General features: G+C 71.3%; 18 protein-coding genes and 1 riboswitch. Of the genes, 9 read left to right on the top strand and 9 right to left on the bottom strand.

Going from position 1 to position 18,833, the window contains the following annotated elements:
* Positions 1–127: 127 nt before the first annotated feature.
* The 5 genes from ACNNMR_RS32530 (at position 128) to ACNNMR_RS32510 (ending at position 5,287) form a co-directional block, all read left to right on the top strand.
* Positions 128–616, top strand: coding sequence for an Lrp/AsnC family transcriptional regulator (locus ACNNMR_RS32530; RefSeq protein WP_419998266.1), 489 nt, complete (start codon positions 128–130; stop codon positions 614–616).
* Between the two features lie 31 nt (positions 617–647).
* Positions 648–1,967, top strand: coding sequence for an aspartate aminotransferase family protein (locus ACNNMR_RS32525; protein ID WP_420000558.1), 1,320 nt, complete (start codon positions 648–650; stop codon positions 1,965–1,967).
* Between the two features lie 131 nt (positions 1,968–2,098).
* Complete coding sequence (locus tag ACNNMR_RS32520) at positions 2,099–2,872, top strand: ABC transporter ATP-binding protein (protein ID WP_419998265.1); 774 nt, start codon at positions 2,099–2,101, stop codon at positions 2,870–2,872.
* Positions 2,854–4,065: a hypothetical protein gene (locus ACNNMR_RS32515; protein ID WP_419998264.1), complete on the top strand. Its 1,212-nt coding sequence runs from the start codon at positions 2,854–2,856 to the stop codon at positions 4,063–4,065. The genes ACNNMR_RS32520 and ACNNMR_RS32515 overlap by 19 nt, the downstream gene beginning before the upstream one ends.
* Positions 4,066–4,168: 103 nt before the next feature.
* Positions 4,169–5,287: an LOG family protein gene (locus tag ACNNMR_RS32510; protein ID WP_419998263.1), complete on the top strand. Its 1,119-nt coding sequence runs from the start codon at positions 4,169–4,171 to the stop codon at positions 5,285–5,287.
* A gap of 305 nt (positions 5,288–5,592) precedes the next feature.
* On the opposite strand, the gene ACNNMR_RS32505 is transcribed toward ACNNMR_RS32510, so the two are convergent.
* The 3 genes from ACNNMR_RS32505 to ACNNMR_RS32495 all read right to left on the bottom strand — a co-directional run bounded on the left by ACNNMR_RS32505 (position 5,593) and on the right by ACNNMR_RS32495 (position 8,112).
* The gene (locus ACNNMR_RS32505; RefSeq protein WP_419998262.1) at positions 5,593–6,015 is read right to left on the bottom strand and encodes a hypothetical protein; all 423 of its coding nucleotides are present in this window, start codon (positions 6,013–6,015) and stop codon (positions 5,593–5,595) included.
* A 235-nt stretch (positions 6,016–6,250) separates the two neighbouring features.
* Positions 6,251–7,459 carry a sensor histidine kinase gene (locus tag ACNNMR_RS32500; RefSeq protein ID WP_419998261.1) on the bottom strand — a complete coding sequence of 403 codons (1,209 nt, stop codon included), beginning with the start codon at positions 7,457–7,459 and terminating at the stop codon, positions 6,251–6,253.
* Positions 7,456–8,112: a response regulator transcription factor gene (locus ACNNMR_RS32495; RefSeq protein WP_419998260.1), complete on the bottom strand. Its 657-nt coding sequence runs from the start codon at positions 8,110–8,112 to the stop codon at positions 7,456–7,458. The genes ACNNMR_RS32500 and ACNNMR_RS32495 overlap by 4 nt, the downstream gene beginning before the upstream one ends.
* A 132-nt stretch (positions 8,113–8,244) precedes the next feature.
* On the opposite strand from ACNNMR_RS32495, the gene ACNNMR_RS32490 reads away from it, so the two are divergent.
* From ACNNMR_RS32490 to ACNNMR_RS32475, 4 genes are read left to right on the top strand one after another with little or no spacing between them, the layout of a single operon-like run.
* Positions 8,245–8,784, top strand: coding sequence for a hypothetical protein (locus ACNNMR_RS32490; protein ID WP_419998259.1), 540 nt, complete (start codon positions 8,245–8,247; stop codon positions 8,782–8,784).
* On the top strand, positions 8,784–9,854 hold the full coding sequence (locus ACNNMR_RS32485) for an efflux RND transporter periplasmic adaptor subunit (protein WP_419998258.1): 1,071 nt from the start codon (positions 8,784–8,786) through the stop codon (positions 9,852–9,854). The genes ACNNMR_RS32490 and ACNNMR_RS32485 overlap by 1 nt, the downstream gene beginning before the upstream one ends.
* On the top strand, positions 9,851–10,504 hold the full coding sequence (locus tag ACNNMR_RS32480) for an ABC transporter ATP-binding protein (RefSeq protein ID WP_419998257.1): 654 nt from the start codon (positions 9,851–9,853) through the stop codon (positions 10,502–10,504). The genes ACNNMR_RS32485 and ACNNMR_RS32480 overlap by 4 nt, the downstream gene beginning before the upstream one ends.
* The gene (locus ACNNMR_RS32475) at positions 10,504–11,730 is read left to right on the top strand and encodes an ABC transporter permease (RefSeq protein WP_419998256.1); all 1,227 of its coding nucleotides are present in this window, start codon (positions 10,504–10,506) and stop codon (positions 11,728–11,730) included. The genes ACNNMR_RS32480 and ACNNMR_RS32475 overlap by 1 nt, the downstream gene beginning before the upstream one ends.
* A gap of 28 nt (positions 11,731–11,758) precedes the next feature.
* On the opposite strand, the gene ACNNMR_RS32470 is transcribed toward ACNNMR_RS32475, so the two are convergent.
* The 6 genes from ACNNMR_RS32470 to proP all read right to left on the bottom strand — a co-directional run bounded on the left by ACNNMR_RS32470 (position 11,759) and on the right by proP (position 18,810).
* Complete coding sequence (locus tag ACNNMR_RS32470) at positions 11,759–12,790, bottom strand: ABC transporter ATP-binding protein (protein ID WP_419998255.1); 1,032 nt, start codon at positions 12,788–12,790, stop codon at positions 11,759–11,761.
* Positions 12,791–14,401 carry an ABC transporter permease gene (locus tag ACNNMR_RS32465; protein WP_419998254.1) on the bottom strand — a complete coding sequence of 537 codons (1,611 nt, stop codon included), beginning with the start codon at positions 14,399–14,401 and terminating at the stop codon, positions 12,791–12,793.
* A 32-nt stretch (positions 14,402–14,433) separates the two neighbouring features.
* The gene (locus ACNNMR_RS32460; RefSeq protein WP_419998253.1) at positions 14,434–15,501 is read right to left on the bottom strand and encodes a thiamine ABC transporter substrate-binding protein; all 1,068 of its coding nucleotides are present in this window, start codon (positions 15,499–15,501) and stop codon (positions 14,434–14,436) included.
* Positions 15,498–15,606: riboswitch (TPP riboswitch) on the bottom strand. Its footprint overlaps the gene before it by 4 nt.
* A 36-nt stretch (positions 15,607–15,642) precedes the next feature.
* A complete protein-coding gene (rlmN, locus tag ACNNMR_RS32455; protein ID WP_419998252.1) occupies positions 15,643–16,749 on the bottom strand; it encodes a 23S rRNA (adenine(2503)-C(2))-methyltransferase RlmN in 1,107 nt (368 codons plus the stop codon).
* 77 nt (positions 16,750–16,826) lie between these two features.
* Positions 16,827–17,285, bottom strand: a complete 459-nt coding sequence (locus ACNNMR_RS32450) for a group II truncated hemoglobin (protein ID WP_419998251.1) — start codon at positions 17,283–17,285, stop codon at positions 16,827–16,829.
* 52 nt (positions 17,286–17,337) lie between these two features.
* On the bottom strand, positions 17,338–18,810 hold the full coding sequence (gene proP / locus ACNNMR_RS32445; protein ID WP_419998250.1) for a glycine betaine/L-proline transporter ProP: 1,473 nt from the start codon (positions 18,808–18,810) through the stop codon (positions 17,338–17,340).
* Positions 18,811–18,833: the final 23 nt, after the last annotated feature.

The raw sequence follows: 18,833 nt of genomic DNA, 5'->3' as shown, positions 1-18,833 counted from the left end.
TCTCCCGTCACCAGGCAAAATCACCGGAAAATCTACGGGGTCCAGGCTCACCGCTCCAGGGCCTCCATCATACGGATTCCATCGAAAACTGTTGCCTCAACGACGGAATCAGTGTCAAAGTACGGGCGTGGCTAACAAGGACACGAATTCGCGACCCCAGCAGATCGACGACGTATCCCGGGCGATCATCGAGCAGCTCCAGGAGGACGGCCGCCGCCCGTACGCCGCGATCGGCAAGGCCGTGGGCCTGTCCGAGGCCGCCGTCCGGCAGCGGGTGCAGAAGCTGCTCGAACAAGGCGTGATGCAGATCGTCGCCGTCACCGACCCCCTCACCGTCGGCTTTATGCGCCAGGCGATGATCGGGATCACGGCGGAGGGCGACGTGGAGCAGATCGCCGACGCGCTCGCCGAGATCGACGAGTGCGAGTACGTCGTCGTCACCGCAGGCTCCTTCGACCTCCTGGTCGAGGTGGTCACGCACGACGACGACCACCTGCTCGAGCTGCTCAACAAGCGCATCCGCGCCCTGCCGGGCGTCCGCACCACCGAGAGCTTCGTCTATCTCAAGCTGCGCAAGCAGACCTACGCGTGGGGAGCCGATAACCGTGGGCACTGATTCTTCGAAAACTGCCTACGACCACCTCTGGATGCACTTCACCCGCATGTCGTCGTACGCGGACAGCCCCGTCCCGACGATCGTGCGCGGCGAAGGCGCCTACATCTACGACGACACCGGCAAGCGCTACCTCGACGGCCTCTCCGGCCTCTTCGTGGTCAACGCGGGCCACGGCCGCGCCGAACTGGCCGAAGCCGCGGCCAAGCAGGCGCAGCAGCTGGCGTACTTCCCGATCTGGTCGTACGCCCACCCGAGCGCGATCGAGCTGGCCGAGCGGCTCGCAGGCCACGCCCCCGGCGACCTCAACAAGGTCTTCTTCACCACCGGCGGCGGCGAGGCGGTCGAGACCGCCTGGAAGCTCGCCAAGCAGTACTTCAAGCTCCAGGGCAAGCCCGGCAAGCACAAGGTGATCTCCCGCGCGGTCGCGTACCACGGCACCCCGCAGGGCGCCCTGTCCATCACCGGCCTCCCGGCCCTGAAGGCCCCCTTCGAGCCGCTGGTCCCCGGCGCCCACAAGGTCCCGAATACCAACTTCTACCGCGCCCCGGAGCACGAAGACGACCTGGAGGCCTTCGGCCGCTGGGCCGCCGACCGGATCGAGGAGCAGATCCTCTTCGAGGGCCCGGACACGGTCGCCGCGGTCTTCCTGGAGCCGGTGCAGAACGCCGGCGGCTGCTTCCCGCCCCCGCCCGGCTACTTCCAGCGGGTCCGGGAGATCTGCGACCGCCACGACGTCCTCCTGGTCTCGGACGAGGTCATCTGCGCCTTCGGCCGCCTCGGCCACATGTTCGCGTGCGACAAGTTCGACTACGTACCGGACATGATCACCTGCGCGAAGGGCATGACCTCCGGCTACTCCCCCATCGGCGCCTGCATCATCTCCGACCGCCTGGCCGCCCCCTTCTACGAGGACGGCGTCTCCTTCCCGCACGGCTACACCTTCGGCGGCCACCCGGTCTCCGCGGCGGTGGCCCTGGCCAACCTGGACATCTTCGAGCGCGAGGGCCTCAACGCCCGCGTACTCGAACACGAGAAGTCCTTCTACGGCACCCTGCAGAAGCTCCAGGACCTGCCGATCGTCGGCGACGTCCGCGGCGACGGCTTCTTCTACGGCATCGAGCTGGTCAAGGACAAGGCGACCAAGGAGACCTTCACCGACGAGGAGTGCGAGCGCATCCTCTACGGCCACGTCTCCAAGGAGCTGTACGCGGCCGGCCTCTACTGCCGCGCCGACGACCGCGGCGACCCGGTGGTCCAGCTGGCCCCGCCGCTGATCTCGGGACAGGAGCAGTTCGACGAGGCCGAGCAGATCCTCCGCGGCGTGCTGAGCGAGGCCTGGAAGCTGCTGTAGCCCGTACGAGCGGACCCCCGGGCGAGTCCCCGCCCAGCGCACTCCGGCCTTCTTATCGTGCGAAGTGACCGAATCACTCCGCCGTCGTTCACCTCACAAGGTGAACAACCAGGTAAGACGAGGTGCTCGCGATGCTCCGCGAAGCTGATCCGCCGGACGGGGACCTGCTCGGGGGCAGGGGCCTGCACTACTCCCATGGCCCGACCCCGGCGCTCGTCGGCGTGTCCGTGGGCGCCGCCGCCAAGGAGATCGTCGCGATCACGGGCCCGCGCGGCAGCGGCAAGACCACGCTGCTGCGCTGCCTGTCCGGGCAGCTCACGCCGGACGAGGGCGAGGTGCGCTATGACGACGGCGATGTGTACGCCCTCCCGGCGGCCCGCCGGGAGCGGCTGCGGCTCGAATACTTCGGCTGGATCGACCCGAAGCCCGAGCTCGTCCCCGAGCTGTCGGTCTGGGAGAACGCCGCCCTGCCGCTCCTGCTGACCGGCGCCCCGCACCGCGAGTGCAAGCGCCGCGCGAGCGAGTGGCTGGACCGCCTCGACGCGGGCGACCTGGTCCGCGCCCGCCCGCGCTCGCTCACCACGGCGCAGGCGCAGCGGGTGTGCATCGCCCGGGCGCTGGTCATGGAGCCCGCCGTGCTCTTCGCCGACGAGCCGACCGCGGCACTGCACCGGGCCGAGGGCGTACGGGTGCTGCGCACGCTGGTGGCCGCCGCCAGGTCGCACGCCATCACCACGGTGCTGGCCAGCCATGACGCGGAGGCGCAGGAGCTGGCGGACCGCACGGTCACGCTGCTCGACGGGCGCCGTACCGGCACGGGGGTGCCGACTCCAGCGGAGTCGGCGGAGGGGTCCACCGACGGGGGCTCGACCGAGACGGAGGACTCGTGCTCGCTCTCCGTCTAGCCCGCGGCACCCGCCCCCTGGCCGCCCTGCGCCGACTGATGGTGGCCACCGCCTCAGCGGGCGTCGGCTTCCTGCTGCTGACGGCCCTGGGCCACGCTTCCGTACCCCAACTCCTCTGGTGCGCCGTCCCGATACTGGCCACGGTGCACCTGGCGGTGGCCGTCGCGCGTACGGACCCCAGCGCCAGGCCGTCGCCGGGGCTGGCGTCGGCGGGCTTCGGCCCGGTGCGCGTACCGGTCCTGGCGGCCCTGTCGACGGCGCTCACCTGCCTGCTCGGCAGCGCGGTCGCGCTGCTGGCGTTTCTGCACCTGCGCGGCGGAGTCGGGCTGCTCAGCCATCTCCCGTACGCGGGCGAGGCCGCCCGGCTGCTCGGCGGCACCCCTCCCAACGCGGCCGCCGTACCACCGGTCGGCGCGCTGACCCTGCTGATCAGCCTGCCGCTGGTGGCCGCCGCCGCGAGCGCGGTGAGCCTGCGCCCGCGGCGGGCGCTGCCCGGCAGCGCGGCGGAGTCGGCGGCGGCGGAGGCCGCGGCGCGCGCGACGACGCTGCGCGGGCAGGCGGCGGCGCCCGGGGTCCCGGCGCCGTCCGACCTCCCCTGGGGCACGGCGCTGGTGGCGACGGGCCTCGCCCTCGGCGCGTACGCCGGCGAATTCGCCGACCAGGGCAAGCTCATGAAGCTCACGCTTCCCTTCGGCATCGGCCATGCGTCACCTCCGGTGGTGGCGAGCTGGGGCGTGATCGCGATCGGCCTGGTGCTGGCGGGGCCCGGCCTGACCCACCTCTGCGGCCGCGTGCTGTCCGCCTTGCGCCCCGGCCCGCTGCGTCTGCTCGCAGGAAGGGTCCTGCAGGAGGAGTCCCGCCGGATCGGCCGCCCGCTGGGCGCTCTGTGCGCGGTGCTTGCGGGCATCCTGGTCGCCCTGACCTTGCCGGAGCAGGCCTCCGGCCGGGTGGCGCTGGGCCCGATCACGGCGCTGGGGGCGGGCTTGGTGGTGGCCTGCGCGGTGGCCACGGTGGTGACGGCGTCCCTGGAGACGAAGAAGGCCCGCGAGCATACGACGGCGGCGCTGCTGCGCTTGGGCGCCTCCCCCCGCGTCCTACGAGGTGCGGCCGCCCTGCGAGCAGCCGCGCTCCTGACCGTCTTCGCCCCGCTGTCCGCGCTCGTCGCTCAACTGGCAGCCCTGCCGCTGCGCTGACGCGGCAAGTCCCGCTCGGAGCAAGCCGCGTCGGCGGCCGCCGGAAACGTCCGGGCCCACCCGTCCCGCCATGCGGGACGCCTGCCCCCGAGAGGGGCCCCTTATGGTGGGCGGCGTGCCTACTTCACCTGACGAGATCGAGACGCTCGACGAGTTCGACCAGGTCATCAAGGACCGGTCCCTGCGCGGCTTCCGCCTCCAAGGGCTGGACCTGACGGACCCCGCGCGCACCGACGCCCTGCTCACCGCCGACGCCACCGACGCCGTCTTCCTGGGTTGCCGGCTGCAGCCCAAGGCCGCCGCCCACATCCGCGCCCAGGGCGCCCTCGTCTTCCCGCCAGTGCCGCATCTGCCGTTCGACCCGTATCGCGGCCTGCTCTACACCCCGGAAGAGCTCTTCGAAGGCCTCGGCACCGGCTACGGATCGACCCCGGACTCGCTCTCGTATTCCTGGTTCCAGCAGACCAAGCACGACGGCGACATCTTCGCGTCGATGCTGCGTTCCATCCACGACGACCACATGTCCGACGCCCTGGGTGAACTCCTCGACGGCAAGCGCGTCGTGGGCGTCATGGGCGGCCACGCCCTGAAGCGCGGCACGGAGGCGTACGCCGCCGCCGTCCGCCTCGGCCGCCAGCTCGCCCGCGAGGGCTACACCGTCGCCACCGGCGGCGGGCCCGGCGCGATGGAGGCGGCGAACCTCGGCGCATACGCCGCCCCCTTCGACGACGAGATGCTCGACGACGCCCTCGCCCTCGTAGGCAAGGTCCCCGGCTTTGACCCGAGCATCAGCGACTGGGCGCACGCCGCCTTCGCCGTCCGCGAGCGCTGGCCCGGCGGCGGCGACTCGGTCGGCATCCCGACGTGGTTCTACGGACATGAGCCGCCGAACGCCTTCGCGGGCCACATCGCCAAGTACTTCGCCAACGCCACCCGCGAAGACGGCCTGCTGGCCCGCTCCAACGCGGGCGTCGTCTTCCTCCCCGGCGCGGCAGGCACCGTCCAGGAGATCTTCGACGCGGCGACGCCGAACTACTACGAGTCCCGCGGCGAACCGGTCCCCATGATCCTGGTCGACCGCGAGCACTGGACGGAGCGGCTCCCCGCCTGGCAGCTCCTCACGTCGCTGGCGAGGGGCCGCTCGATGGAGCACCGGATCGCGCTCGTGGACGAGGTCCGCGAGGTCCCGGCGGCGCTGGCGAGGTTGTCAGCGGCGGGCTGAGCGGCAGACGGCCCCACCCGCTCCCGGCGCACCAGGCCGCGCACGGTCGCGTACCCCGCCGCCGCCACGAACACCACCGCCCCGCAGGCCCCCGCCGCCGCGGACTGGAACCACAGCAGCAGCATGACCGCCCCCACGGCGAGCACCGCCTTTGCGACGCCCGGCAGCAGTCCTGACATGGTCCTGGTCCCTTCCATCGGCGAAGACCCGGCAAGCATGCGCCATCGGGGCGTTCCTTTTTGTTAAGCCGATCGCGGCCACGCCCGACCAGAGGGCATGACCGCGACCGGTGCTGCTGCGGTAGATCAGGACTGGACGAACTGCCACATCTGCATCGGGCTGCCCTCGAAGGGCATGTTGATGAGCTGCGCGCCGGCCTTGGGCTCCGACACCGACACCACGCCGTCCGCGTACGGGAAGGCGATGCGGAACTGCCCTTCACCCACCGGCTCTATCGACCACGGCAGCGGCGTCGGCTGGACCGCGATCCGCGGCGGGAAGATGCGGATGATGCTGAGGCCGAGGAAGGCCGCGTCGCTCACCGAGCTGTTGATGATGAACTCGTTGAGGCCGTTGACCGTCGCGAACCGCCACTTCTGGTTGGGCTCCTTGGTCAGCGGAAAGCTGACGATCGGGGAGTTCGGCTCGGTACTGGAGTTGAACAGATCGACGTAGAGGTCCGCCTCGGGGTTCTTGATCAGGTATTCGCCGTCGTTCAGGATCGCCATGAAATCTCCAGGTGAGAACGGTTGTGTGGGGATTCGTTCTAGTGGAGCGCCCTCACACTAGGCGGCTTCAGATCACCTCGTAACAGACCTTTTTGGTCTTCTCAGGCTTAGGCGATATGGCCGATAAAGAGGCGAACTAGCTTGGCGATTAGGATGAGATCAGGCCAATCATGTCTATAACGGCCATGGTCGTGTCCGCAGTCGCACGATGCCTGTCAAGCCGCGCCCTGCTGCCTCAGGCCGCCCCAACGGCCGTGGCCCCGGCCGAAATCAGGTCAGGGCGCGGCGGCAGGCAGACCGTCACCACCAGCCCGCCGCCGGTCCGCGGCAGCGCGGTCACATCGCCGTCGTGGGCGCGGGCCACCGCCCGTACGATCGACAGGCCGAGCCCCGCGCCCTTGGTCGTCAGCGGCCGGTCAGGGGCGAGCCGGCGGAAGGGCTCAAAGAGCGCCGGGACCTCGTACGGCGGCACCACCCGGCCGGAGTTGGTGACCCGCAGCTCCGCGGCGCCGTCCGGACGGACGCCCGTGGTCACCTCGACCCAGCCGGCGTCGCCGCCGGTGTTGTGGCGGATGCCGTTCTCCACGAGGTTGTGCACCAGACGCTCAAGGAGCAGCGCGTCGCCCGTCGTCGGCGCCTCGCCCGCCTTCGCGGTGACCGCGACCCCCGCCGCCCGCGCCTCGGCCGCGGCCTGCCCGGCCACGTGCTCCGCCACGTCCGCGAGGTCGACCGGGCGGCGCTCGGTGACCTCGTTCTCGGAGGTGGCCAGGAGCAGCAGGCCAGTGATCAGCCGCTCGTGCCGGGAGTTGATCTGCATCAGGCCCTCGCCGAGCTGCTTGACGTCGTCGGACGCCGAGCGGCGGTTCATCGCCAGCTCCACCATGGCGCGGCCGACCGTGAGTGGCGTACGGAGCTCGTGCGAGGCATTGGCGATGAAGCGGCGCTGGCCGTCGAAGGAGTGGTCAAGCCGCTCGACCATCGTGTCGAAGGAGTCGGCGAGCTCTTTGACCTCGTCCTTCGGGCCCTTCAGGGCGATACGTTCGTGCAGCCCCCGATCGGCGGCGGGGGCTGCGGCTATGCGGCGGGCCGTGTCCGTAACGCGATGCATCGGCGCCAGCACCCGCCCCGCGACCAGCCAGCCGAACCCGGCCGCGGCCGCGCCCACCACCAGCAGCGCGAGGCCGCCCTGGGTGATGAGGGACGTGGTGGCGGCGTCGCGGACGTCGTCGCGGGCCGCCTCGAAGACCTTCTTCTGGACCCCCTCCACCTGCGGCTTGCCCGGCTCGTCGGTGGGGGCGGCGCCGATGTGGGTGGACTCGATCGAGCCGGACTTCCCGGCCTCCAGCTGCTGACTGAACAGCGCGTACGTCACGGCGAGCAGCACGACCCCGGCGGCCAGGAAGAGGCCGCCGTAGATCAGCGTCAGGCGGGTGCGCAGGCTCATGCGATCCGGTACCCCACTCCCGTGACGGTCTCCACGACCGGCGGCTCGCCGAGTTTGCGGCGCAGCTTCAGCACCGCGAGCCGGACGGCGCCGGTGAAGGGGTCGGCGTGCTCGTCCCACGCCTTCTCCAGCAGCTGCTCGGCGGATACGGCGGCCCCGCCGGCCCGCAGCAGCTCGGCGAGCACCGCGAACTCCTTGCGGGACAGCGGCACATACGCCCCTTCGCGGAAGACCTCCCGGCGGGCGGGGTCGAGCGTGATGCCGGCGCGGGTGAGCACGGGCGGCGCGGCCGGGCGGGCGCGGCGGCCGAGGGCGAGGACCCGGGCGGCCAGCTCGGGGAAGGCGAACGGCTTGGTGAGGTAGTCGTCCGCGCCCAGCGTCAGCCCCGCGACCCGGTCGGTGACGGCGGCCGCGGCCGTCAGCATCAGCACGCGCGCCTCGGCGCCCGCGGCGGCGAGCTCGCGGCATACGTCGTCGCCGTGGATGCCCGGCAGATCGCGGTCGAGCACGACGACGTCGTAGTCGTTCACTCCGGTACGTTCCAGGGCTGCCGTCCCGTCGTACGCCACATCCACGGCGTGCGTCTCGTCCCGCAGCCACTCCGCGATCGCATCGGCGAGCAGCGGCTCGTCCTCCACCACCAGCACGCGCATGGCGGCCTCCTTCCCCCTCGGCTGCAGCGTGCCGCAGCGGTCGTTTCCTCGCCGTAAGGGCTCGGCGGAAACGGCCGGGAAACGCCGCGCGGCGTTGCATCGGCTCGTACGCGAGACAAAGGAGCTGAAGCGATGACCGCGTGGAGAACTTCCGGCGCGCTGCTCGCCCTGGCCGTCGTATTGGCCGGCTGCGGGGGCGGTGGCGGCGGCAGCAACGGCGTGGCCTCCGCCGGTGACGGCAAGGGCGGCGGCGAGAGCGCGTCCCCGAGCAAGGACCCGGACGAGATGGCGCAGGCCTTCGCCAAGTGCCTGCGCAAGCACGGCCTCGACGTCGACGACCCGAAACCCGGCGAGGGCGTGAAGCTCGACATCAAAGCGGGCCCCGGCATGAAGCTGACCAAGGCCGATGTCGACAAGGCGATGGCGGCGTGCCGCAAGTACGACCCCGGCGCCCAGGGCGGGCGGCCCACGATGGACCCCAAGGCGGAGGCCCAGATGCGCAAGTACTCGCAGTGCATGCGCAAGAACGGCGTCGAGGCCTTCCCCGACCCGAAGGGCAACGGCCTGCAGATCCGCGGCGAGATCATGGAGGACCCCGACTTCAAGTCCGCCGAGAAGAAGTGCGCCCATCTGCAGGGCAAGGGCGGCGAGCTGAACTCGGAACCCGGCTGATGGCCGGACGCGCGGCCAAGGCCGCGATGACGGTGGCGGTGCTGGTGACGGGCGGCGCCGTCACCGCCGCCACCCTCGGACTGGGCGGCAGCTCCCCCGGCACGGCGGGGACCGGGGACGCGCTGCCGCCCGCCACCGCCACGGTCGCACGGCAGACCCTCAAGGACACCGAGACCGCCGACGGCGAACTCGGCTACGGCACCGCCACCGAGCTCGCCGCCCGCCGCCCCGGCACCCTCACGGCGCTGCCGGCCGCGGGCGACCGGGTACGGCGCGGCCAGGCCCTGTTCCGGGCGGACGACGAGCCGGTGCTGCTGCTGTACGGGTCCACGCCCGCGTACCGCGCCCTGAAGACGGGCAGCGAGGGCCGGGACGTGCGGCAGCTGGAGTCGAATCTGCGGACCCTCGGCTATACGGGCTTCACGGTCGACGACGAGTACTCCACCGCCACGGCCACGGCGGTGAAGTCCTGGCAGGAGGACCTCGGTCTGAAGGAGACCGGGACGGTGGACCTGGGCCGGGTGGTGTTCGCGCCGGGCGAGGTCCGTATCGACAGCGTGGCGGGGACGGCGGGCGGGGCCACCGCCCCCGGCCAGAAGGTGCTGTCCTACACCGGCACCGCGAAAGCCGTCACCGTCGAGCTGGACACCGACGACCAGCGGCTGGCGAAGAAGGGCAAAGAGGTGGAGGTGCGGCTGCCGGACGGCCGCACCGTGACCGGGAAGATCGCGAAGGTGTCCACGGTGCTGGAGCCGGCGGAGGGCGAGCGCCCGGCGGAGACGAAGGTGAAGGTGGAGGTCGCGCTGCCGGGCAAGGCGGCCCGTAAGGCGGCTGCCGGATACGGACAGGCCGCGGTGGACGTCGCCTTCACGGCCGGCACCCGCAAGGACGTCCTCACCGTCCCCGTCGCGGCGCTGGTCGCGCTGGCGGAAGGCGGCTTCGGGGTGGAGGTCGTCAAGGGCGGCGAGTCGCGGTATGTGCCCGTCACGCCGGGCCTGTTCGCGGACGGCCGGGTGGAGATATCCGGGGACGGCCTCGCCGAGGGCATGAAGGTGGGGACGCCGAAGTGATCGCGCTGCGGGATGTGACGAAGACGTATCCGGGCGGGGTGACGGCGCTCGATGCCGTATCGCTGGAGATTGAGCGCGGCGAACTGGTGGGCATTACGGGCCCGTCGGGGTCGGGGAAGTCGACGATGCTGCACGTACTCGGCACGCTGGACCGGCCGACTGCGGGCCGGGTCCGTATCGAGGGATGCGAGGTCGGGTCGCTCTCGGACGCGAAGCTGTCGGCGCTGCGGGCGCGGCGGATCGGCTTCGTCTTCCAGCAGTTCCACCTGGCGGCGGGGACGTCGGCGGTGGACAACGTCGCCGACGGCCTGCTCTATACGGGCCTGCGGGCCGCGGAGCGAAGGCGGCGGGCGGAGAGCGTGCTGCGCCGGGTCGGGCTCGGGCCGCGGATGGCGCACCGACCGCACGAGCTGTCCGGCGGCGAGCGGCAGCGGGTGGCGATCGCGCGGGCGGTGGCAGGGGATCCGCCGCTGCTGCTCGCGGACGAGCCGACGGGGGCGCTGGACTCGGCGTCCGGGGCGGAGGTGCTGGATCTGCTGCTGGAGCTGCACGCAGGCGGCACGACGGTCGTGATCATCACCCACGAGCGGGAGCTGGCGGCGAGCCTGCCGCGGCAGGTGCGGATGCGGGACGGGCGGGTGGCGGAGTGATGTCGGCTACGGACCTGAAGCCGGACCTCAAGCATCTGCGCCCCGCCCGGCTGCGCCCGGCCGACGTCCTGAAGACCGGCGCGGTGGGCCTGCGCACGCGCCCGCTGCGAGCCGTGCTGTCGGCGCTCGGGATCGCGATCGGCATCGCGGCGATGGTGGCGGTGGTCGGCATCTCGTCGTCCTCGCGGGCGGATCTGGACCGGGCGCTGGACGCGCTGGGCACCAACCTGCTGACGGTGACGCCCGGTTCGACACTCGGCGGCGATACGGCGCAGCTGCCGGCGCGTGCGGAGTCGATGGTGGGGCGGATCGGCCCGGTGCGGTCCGTATCGGCGGTGGGAAAGCTGGACGACGCGAACGTCTACCGCAACGACCGCATCCCGGAGGCCGAGACGGGCGGCATCACGGTGTACGCGGCCCGCACGGACCTGCGCGGGGCGGTGGGCGCGGGGATGCGCTCGGGGGCGTGGCTGAACGGGGCGACGAGCCGCTATCCAGCGGTGGTGCTGGGGGCGTCGGCGGCGGAGCGGCTGGGGGTGGGGCGGGCCGACGGGCAGGTGCGGGTGCTGATCGACGGCGAGTGGTTCACCGTGATCGGCGTACTGGAAAAGGCCCCGCTCGCCCCGGAGTTGGATACGGCCGCCCTGGTCGGCTGGACGGCGGCGAAGGACCGCCTGGGCTTCGACGGCCACGCCACGACGATCTACACCAGGTCGTTGGACACCCAGGTCCCCGCAGTCCAGTCGGTCCTGGGCGCGACGGCGAACCCAGAGGCCCCGAACGAGGTCGAGGTCTCGCGGCCCTCGGACGCCCTGGCGGCAAAGAAGGCCGCGGGCGAGGCCTTCACGGGCCTGCTGCTGGGCCTGGGCGCGGTGGCGCTGCTGGTGGGCGGCGTAGGGGTGGCGAACACGATGGTGATCTCAGTCCTCGAACGCCGCCCGGAAATCGGCCTCCGCAGGTCGCTGGGCGCGACGAGGGGCCAGATCCGCCTCCAGTTCCTGTCGGAGTCGCTCCTGCTGTCCGCACTGGGCGGCCTGGGCGGCGCAGTCCTGGGCACGGCGGTAACGGCGTCGTACGCCCTGTACCAGTCCTGGCCGACGGTGGTCCCGCCCTGGGCGGCGGCGGGCGGCGTGGGGGCGACGCTGCTGATCGGCGCGCTGGCGGGGCTGTATCCGGCGATACGGGCGGCGAGGCTGTCACCGACGGAGGCGTTGTCGACACCCTGACCGCGCAGCGACGGCGAAACTGTCGTGCTCAGCCAGGGGCAGTGCTCAGCGCCACCACGTCCGCCGCCGAGAAGCCGACCGACACCGTCTCCCCCACCTCCGGGGCATCCCGGAGCGCGCACGCCGCCTCCAGCGGCGGGCCGTGTTCCGGGCGGAGGAGGACGACCACGTGGTCGCCGCGGAAAGTGCGGCCCTCGACGGTGCACTTGAGTCCTTCGTCGGGAGCGGCGTCCAGATACACGCCCGTGGGGCGGATCAGGAGCGGCGCCTCGCCCTGCACCGCCCCAGCCGGCACCGGGACCTTCCCCCACTCCGTATCCGCCACGTCCCCGTGGATCGTCGCCGGTACGACATTCGCGAAGCCCAGGAAACGGGCCACGAATTCGTCCGCCGGACGCTCCCACACCTCCACCGGCGTCCCCTGCTGCGCGATGCGCCCGTCGCGCATCACCACCACCCGGTCCGCCAGCGCGAAGGCCTCCCCCTGGTCGTGCGTGACCGCCAGCACCGTCGTCCCCAGCCGGGCGAAGAGCTGCCGCAGCTCCACCACCAGGCGCTCCCGCAGCGAGCGGTCCAGCTGTCCCAGGGGCTCGTCGAGCATCAGCAGGCGCGGGCCCGGGGCCAGGGCGCGGGCGAGGGCGACGCGCTGCTGTTCGCCGCCGGAGAGGGTGGCGATCGCGCGTCGGCCCGCGCCGGGGAGGCCGACCAAGTCGAGGAGTTCGGCGACCCGTTCCGCGGCCGCCTTACGGGCCGTCCCGTGCATCTCGAGCCCGAAGGCCACATTCCCCGCCACATCCCGCTGCGGGAAGAGCTGGTGGTCCTGGAACATCAGCCCCACCTCCCGCCGGTGCACCGGCACCCCGGCCAGGTCACGGCCCTCCAGCCGCACCCGCCCCGCGTCGACCGGCTGCAGCCCCGCCACCACCCGCAGCAGCGTCGACTTCCCGCTCCCGGACGGCCCGAGCACGCACACCGTCTCGTGCTCCGCCACCTCCAGCGATACGGAATCCAGCGCCCGGTGGTCCCCGAAGCGGACCGTTACGTCGTCCAGCTGCAGCATCTAGAACTCACCCGACTTATCGACACGCACGCGCTCAAGCGCCAGCAGCGCCACCGCGCACACCACCATGAGGATCGTGGACAGCGCCATCGCCTGCCCGTAGTTGAGCTCCCCGGCGCGCCCCAGCAGCCGCGCCACCGCCACCGGCAGCGTCGGGGTATCGGCCCTCGCAATGAACACCGTCGCCCCGAACTCGCCCAGCGAGATCGCAAAGGCGAAGCCCGCCGCGACCAGCAGCGCCCGCCGTACGAGCGGTAGGTCGACCTCCCGCCAGACCCGCCACGGCGATGCGCCGAGCACGGCGGCGGCCTCGCGCAGCCGGTCGTCGATGGCGCGCAGCACCGGGAGCATGGTCCGTACGACGAAGGGGACCGCCACCAGCGCCTGGGCCAGCGGCACCAGGATCCACGAGGAGCGCAGGTCGAGCGGGGGCTTGTCCAGGGAGATCAGGAAGCCGAAGCCGACGGTCACGGCGCTGGTGCCCAGCGGCAGCATCAGCAGCGCGTCGAAGCCGCGGACCAGGCGGCCGGCCCGCCGGGTCACCGCGGCCGCCGCGAGGCCACCGACCACCAGCGCGATCGCCGTCGCCGCCACCCCGTACTGCAGGGAATTCCGCAGCGCCTCCAGCGGCGGGACAAGGAAGGTGGAGTCCGCATTCACCTTGGTCAGCGCCTCGTAGAAGACCAAGCCGTGCCCGTCGGGGCCCGCGAACGACCGCTCCACCAGCACCGCGAGCGGCAGCACCAGCAGCAGCCCGATCGACGCCAGCACCCCGGCCAGCAGCGCCCGCTGCCGCAAGCCGCGCGGCGGCCGCGCGGTCAGCTTCGGGTCCACGAGCGTCAGCGCCGTCTCCCGCCGCCGCACCGTCCACGCGTGCAGCGCGAGGATCGCCGCCACCGCCGCGAACTGCACCAGGGTGAGCACGGCCGCCGCCGGCAGGTCGAGAAAGTCGGCGGTCTGGCGGTAGATCTCCACTTCCAGCGTGGCGTAGTACGGGCCACCGAGGATCTGGATCACGCCGAAGGAGGTGAAGGTGAAGAGGAACGTCATCAGCGCCGCGGCGGCCACCGCGGGCAACAACGCCGGCAGCGTCACCCGCCGCCAGGCCGCAAACCGGCCCGCGCCCAGCACCCGCGCCGCCTCCTCCTGCCGCGGGTCGAGCTGCGCCCACAGCCCGCCCACGGTCCGTACGACGACGGCGTAGTTGAAGAAGACGTGCGCGAGGAGGATCGCCCAGACCGTGGTGTCCAGCCGTACGCCCCACGCCTCGTCGAGCAGCCCGCCCCGCCCGACCAGCGCAAGGAACGCGGAGCCGACGACCACCGTCGGCAGCACGAAGGGGATGGTCACGACGGCGCGCAGCAGCTGCTTGCCGGGGAAGTCGAAGCGCGCGAAGACGTACGCGCCGGGGAGCGCGATCAGGAGGGTGAGCGCGGTGGAGGCCGCCGCCTGCCAGGCCGTGAACCACAGCACCGACAGGATGGCCGGGTCCCCGGCCACCTCCCCGATCCGGCCGAACTGCCAGGTCCCGCCCTCGTGCAGCCCACGGGCGACGATGGCGCCGACCGGATACGCGAAGAAGAGCGCGAAGAACGCGACCGGCACGGCCATGAGGCCGAGCCGGGCCAGCGCCCTTCTGCGCGCTACTTGACGACCTGCGAGGTCCACGTCTTGATCCACTGTTCCCGGTTCTCGGTGATCTTCTCCGGGGCGAGGGTCTGCGGATCGTCGATCTTCTCGCCGTACTTCGTGTACACCTCGGGCAGCTTGGCATCCTCGCGCGCCGGGTTCACGAACATCTGCAGCGGCATGTCCTCCTGGAAGGACTTGCCCACCAGGAAGTCGATGAGCTTCTTGCCGCCCTCGGCGTTCCCCGCGTTGCTGAGCAGCCCGGCGAACTCGATCTGCCGGAAGCAGGTCCCGGTGGCGACGCCGGTCGGCGCCTCCTTGGGCTGTGGCTTCAGCTCCAGCACGCCGGCCGGCGGCGAGGAGGCGTACGAGACGACCAGGGGCTTGTCGCCCTTGCCCGCGCCGGAGAAGTTCTCGTAGTACGCCTGCTCCCAGCCGTCGACCACCTGCACGCCGTTGGCCTTGAGCTTCTTCCAGTACGACTCCCAGCCGTCGTCGCCGTACTGCGCGGCGGTGCCGAGCAGGAAGCCGAGGCCGGGGGACGAGGTGGCCGCGTTCTCGGTGACGAGGAGGTTCTTGTACTGCGGCTTGACGAGGTCCGCGAAGGTCTTCGGCGGGTCGAGCTTCTTGTCGGCGAAGTACTTGCGGTCGTAGTTGACGCAGATGTCGCCGTAGTCGACCGGCGTCGCGCGGTGCTTGTCCTTGTCGAGCTGGAGCGCGCCCGGGACCTTGTCCAGGCCCTTGGCCTCGTACGGCTGGAAGAGGCCCTGGTCGAGGCCGCGGGACAGCAGCGTGTTGTCGATGCCGAAGAAGACGTCGCCCTGGGGGTTGTCCTTGCTGAGGATCGCCTGGTTGACGGCGGAGCCCGCGTCCTTGCCCTTGAGGATCTTCAGCTTGAGGCCGGACTCCTTCTCGAACTCCTTCTGCACGGGCTTCGAAATGGCGAAGGAGTCGTGGGTGACGAGGGTGACGGTCTTGGAGTCGCCGGAGCCGCCAGACCCGCCGGACGAGCCGCACCCGGCGACGGCGGCCGTGAGGCCGAGCGCCACGGCGCAGGCTGCGGCGATACGGATGTGCTTCATGTGTGCACCAGGCTTCCTACCCAGCATGATCTGGGCGAGGTTCAGAGGGTCTGCGGCCGTCCTGCCGCACTCTCAGCGCGTGTCCGCGCTCCCCTGCCGGAATATTTGTACGAAAGTACCGTACCAGTGCCCTGACCAGCGTCAGCGCTCAGCGGCCGCCAGCTGGCCGCACGCCCCCTCGATCTCCTGGCCGCGGGTGTCCCGTACGGTCACGGGCACGCCGTGGGCCTCGATGGCCGCGACGAAGGCCTTCTCGTCCTCCGGCCGGGAGGCGGTCCACTTCGAGCCGGGGGTCGGGTTCAGCGGGATGAGGTTGACGTGCACCCGCTTGCCCTTGAGCAGCCGGCCGAGGCGGTCGCCGCGCCAGGCCTGGTCATTGATGTCCCGGATGAGGGCGTACTCGATGGACACCCGGCGCCCGGACTGCTCCGCGTACCCCCAGGCGGCGTCCAGAACCTCGCGGACCTTCCACCGGGTGTTGACGGGCACCAGCTCGTCGCGCAGCTCGTCGTCGGGGGCGTGCAGGGAGACGGCGAGGCGGCACTTCAGGCCCTCGTCGGCAAGTCGATTAATCGCCGGGACCAGCCCCACCGTGGAGACCGTGATGCCGCGCTGCGACAGCCCGAGGCCGTCCGGCTCCGGGTCCGTGAGGCGGCGGATGGCGCCGAGGACGCGGTTGTAGTTGGCGAGCGGCTCGCCCATGCCCATGAAGACGATGTTGGAGAGGCGGGCAGGACCGCCCGGGACCTCCCCGTCCCTGAGCGCCCGCATCCCGTCCATGACCTGGTGGACGATCTCGGCGGTGGAGAGATTACGGGTCAGCCCGGCCTGCCCGGTCGCGCAGAACGGGCAGTTCATGCCGCAGCCGGCCTGCGAGCTGATGCACATGGTGACCCGGTCCGGGTAGCGCATCAGCACGGACTCGACCAGGGTGCCGTCGGTCATCTTCCACAGCGTCTTGCGGGTGGTGTCGTTGTCGCAGCTCAGATGCCGTACGACCGTCATCAGCTCGGGGAAGAGCCCCTCGGCGAGCTTCGCCCGCGAACCGGCCGGGATGTCGGTCCACTGCTCGGGGTCCGTGGCGTACCGCGCGAAATAGTGCTGCGAGAGCTGCTTGGCGCGGAACGGCTTCTCACCGAGCTCCGCCACCGCCTCCTTGCGCTCGGCGGGAGTGAGATCGGCAAGGTGCCGCGGCGGCTTCGTGGCCCCGCGGGGTACGGCAAAGGTGAGCTCTCCGGGCTTTGGCATGATGTGCCCATTGTCCCACAGCGGGCCCGCTGACCTGTGCCGCAGCAATAGGCCTCAGGCCGCGGCCCCAACAGCCCTCAGGCGAGGCCCTCCCAGCCCCAGCGGGGAGTGGGCCCCGGATCGCCCAGGTCCGTGCCCGGGGCGCCCGCGGACACATCGCGGGCGATCTTGGTGCCCCAGTCGAAATACTCGGTCACCCGGCGGCGCAGCAGCTCGTCATCCGGGAGCTCCTTCTCCACGGCGCCCTTCATCAGCTCCATCCAGCGCAGCCGCTGCTCCTCGGTGATGTGCAGGCCGAGGTGGGCGGCCAGCAGCGTGTGGTGGCCGCCGAGGTCGTCCGTGAAGCGGGTGGGGCCGCTGAAGATCTCGGCCAGCCAGACGGCCACGTGATCGATGTGGGTCGGGGTGAAGTCCGCGAAGACCGGTGCCAGCACCTCGTCGGCCAGCACGGCCTCGTAGAAGGTGTTGCTCAGCCGGCGCAGTACGTCGATGCCGCCGATCGCCTCGTAAATCGTGTCCGTGTGCTCCGCCGCCATGCCGCGTCACTCCCCCTGCGCTCGCCTGTGGCGCCACCCTATGCCGGACCTCTCAGCTCCGGTTGTGCTGTGCGTGAACCAGCTCCACGGCCTCCTCGCGGGTGGCCACGGCGGGCGGGGAGCCCTTGAGCGGCTTGCCCGCGGTCTCCTTCATCGTGGAGACCGCGACGATGCCGACCACGGAGAACAGCATCATGTAGAAGGCCGGCATCAGATCGTTGCCGGTCACGCTCACCAGCGCCTCCACGGCCAGCGGCGCGGTGCCGCCGAACAGCGAAACGGAGACGTTGAAGGCGATGGCCAGCGCCCCGTACCGCAGCGCCGTCGGGAACAGCGCGGGCAGCACCGACGACATGCAGGCGAGGTAGCACAGCAGGCACAGACCGAGGATCAGCAGACCCGCGAAGACCAGCGGCCAGCTGCCCGTCTTGATCAGCATGAAGGCGGGCATCGACAGGACGAGGAAGCCGATGGAGCCGGCCATCAGCAGCGGCTTCCGGCCCACCTCGTCGGAGAGCCGGCCGACCAGGTTGATCAGCGCCATGAGGATCACCATGACGACCACGATGGCCATCAGCCCGGAGGTTCCGGAGAAGCCGAGGGTGTCCTCCAGGTACGTCGGCATGTACGACAGCAGCACATAGTCGGTGACGTTGTACGCGGCGACTAGCGCGATGCACACCGTGACGGCCCGCCACTGCCCGGCGAACCGCTGCAGGAACGGCACCTTCTCCGCCTCGTCGGCCGGCCCGCCCTCCTCCTCCAGGTGCTGGAACGCCGGCGTCTCCTCCAGCTTCAGCCGCAGATAGAGCCCCACCAGGCCGATCGGCGCGGCCACCAGGAACGGCACCCGCCAGCCCCAGGACAGCATCTGGTCGTTGCTGAGGTACGTCTGCAGCACGGTGACGAGCACCGCCGCGAGCGTGTAGCCGATCAGCGTGCCGAACTCGAGGAAGCTGCCGAAGAAGCCGCGGCGCTTGTCCGGGGCGTACTCGGCGATGAAGGTCGCCGCACCCCCGTATTCGCCGCCGGTCGAGAAGCCCTGCACCATCCGGCAGACGATCAGCAGGATCGGCGCCCACATGCCGACCGCGTTCCAGGTGGGCAGCACGCCGATGGCGAAGGTCGCCATCGACATCATGATCATGGTGAGGGCGAGGATCTTCTTACGGCCGATCCGGTCGCCCAGCGGGCCGAAGAACATCCCGCCCAAGGGGCGGACCAGGAAGGCCGCGGCGAAGGTGGCGAGGGACGACAGCGTCTGCGCGGTGTCGTTGCCGGACGGGAAGAAGACCTTGCCGATGATGACGGCGAGATAGGCGTAGACGCCGAAGTCGTACCACTCCATGGCATTGCCGAGCATGGTGGCCTTGACTGCGCGCTTCACGGACGGCTCGGGCGTCACGGTGACGTCGCTGACGCGCAGCCGCGGCTTGAGCCGGCGGAGGGCGGCGCGGCGCAGGAAGCGATGCCGCGCGGGGAGCGGCAGCCCCTCCTCTTCCGTCTCCGGCGTCTCCGTCGTCATGCGCGCTCCAACCTCTCAGGACG

Source organism: Streptomyces boninensis (assembly GCF_048572725.1).
Lineage (GTDB): Bacteria > Actinomycetota > Actinomycetes > Streptomycetales > Streptomycetaceae > Streptomyces > Streptomyces boninensis.
The sequence above is the reverse complement of the archived record's forward strand: the minus strand, read 5'-3'. Positions and strand labels throughout refer to the sequence as shown.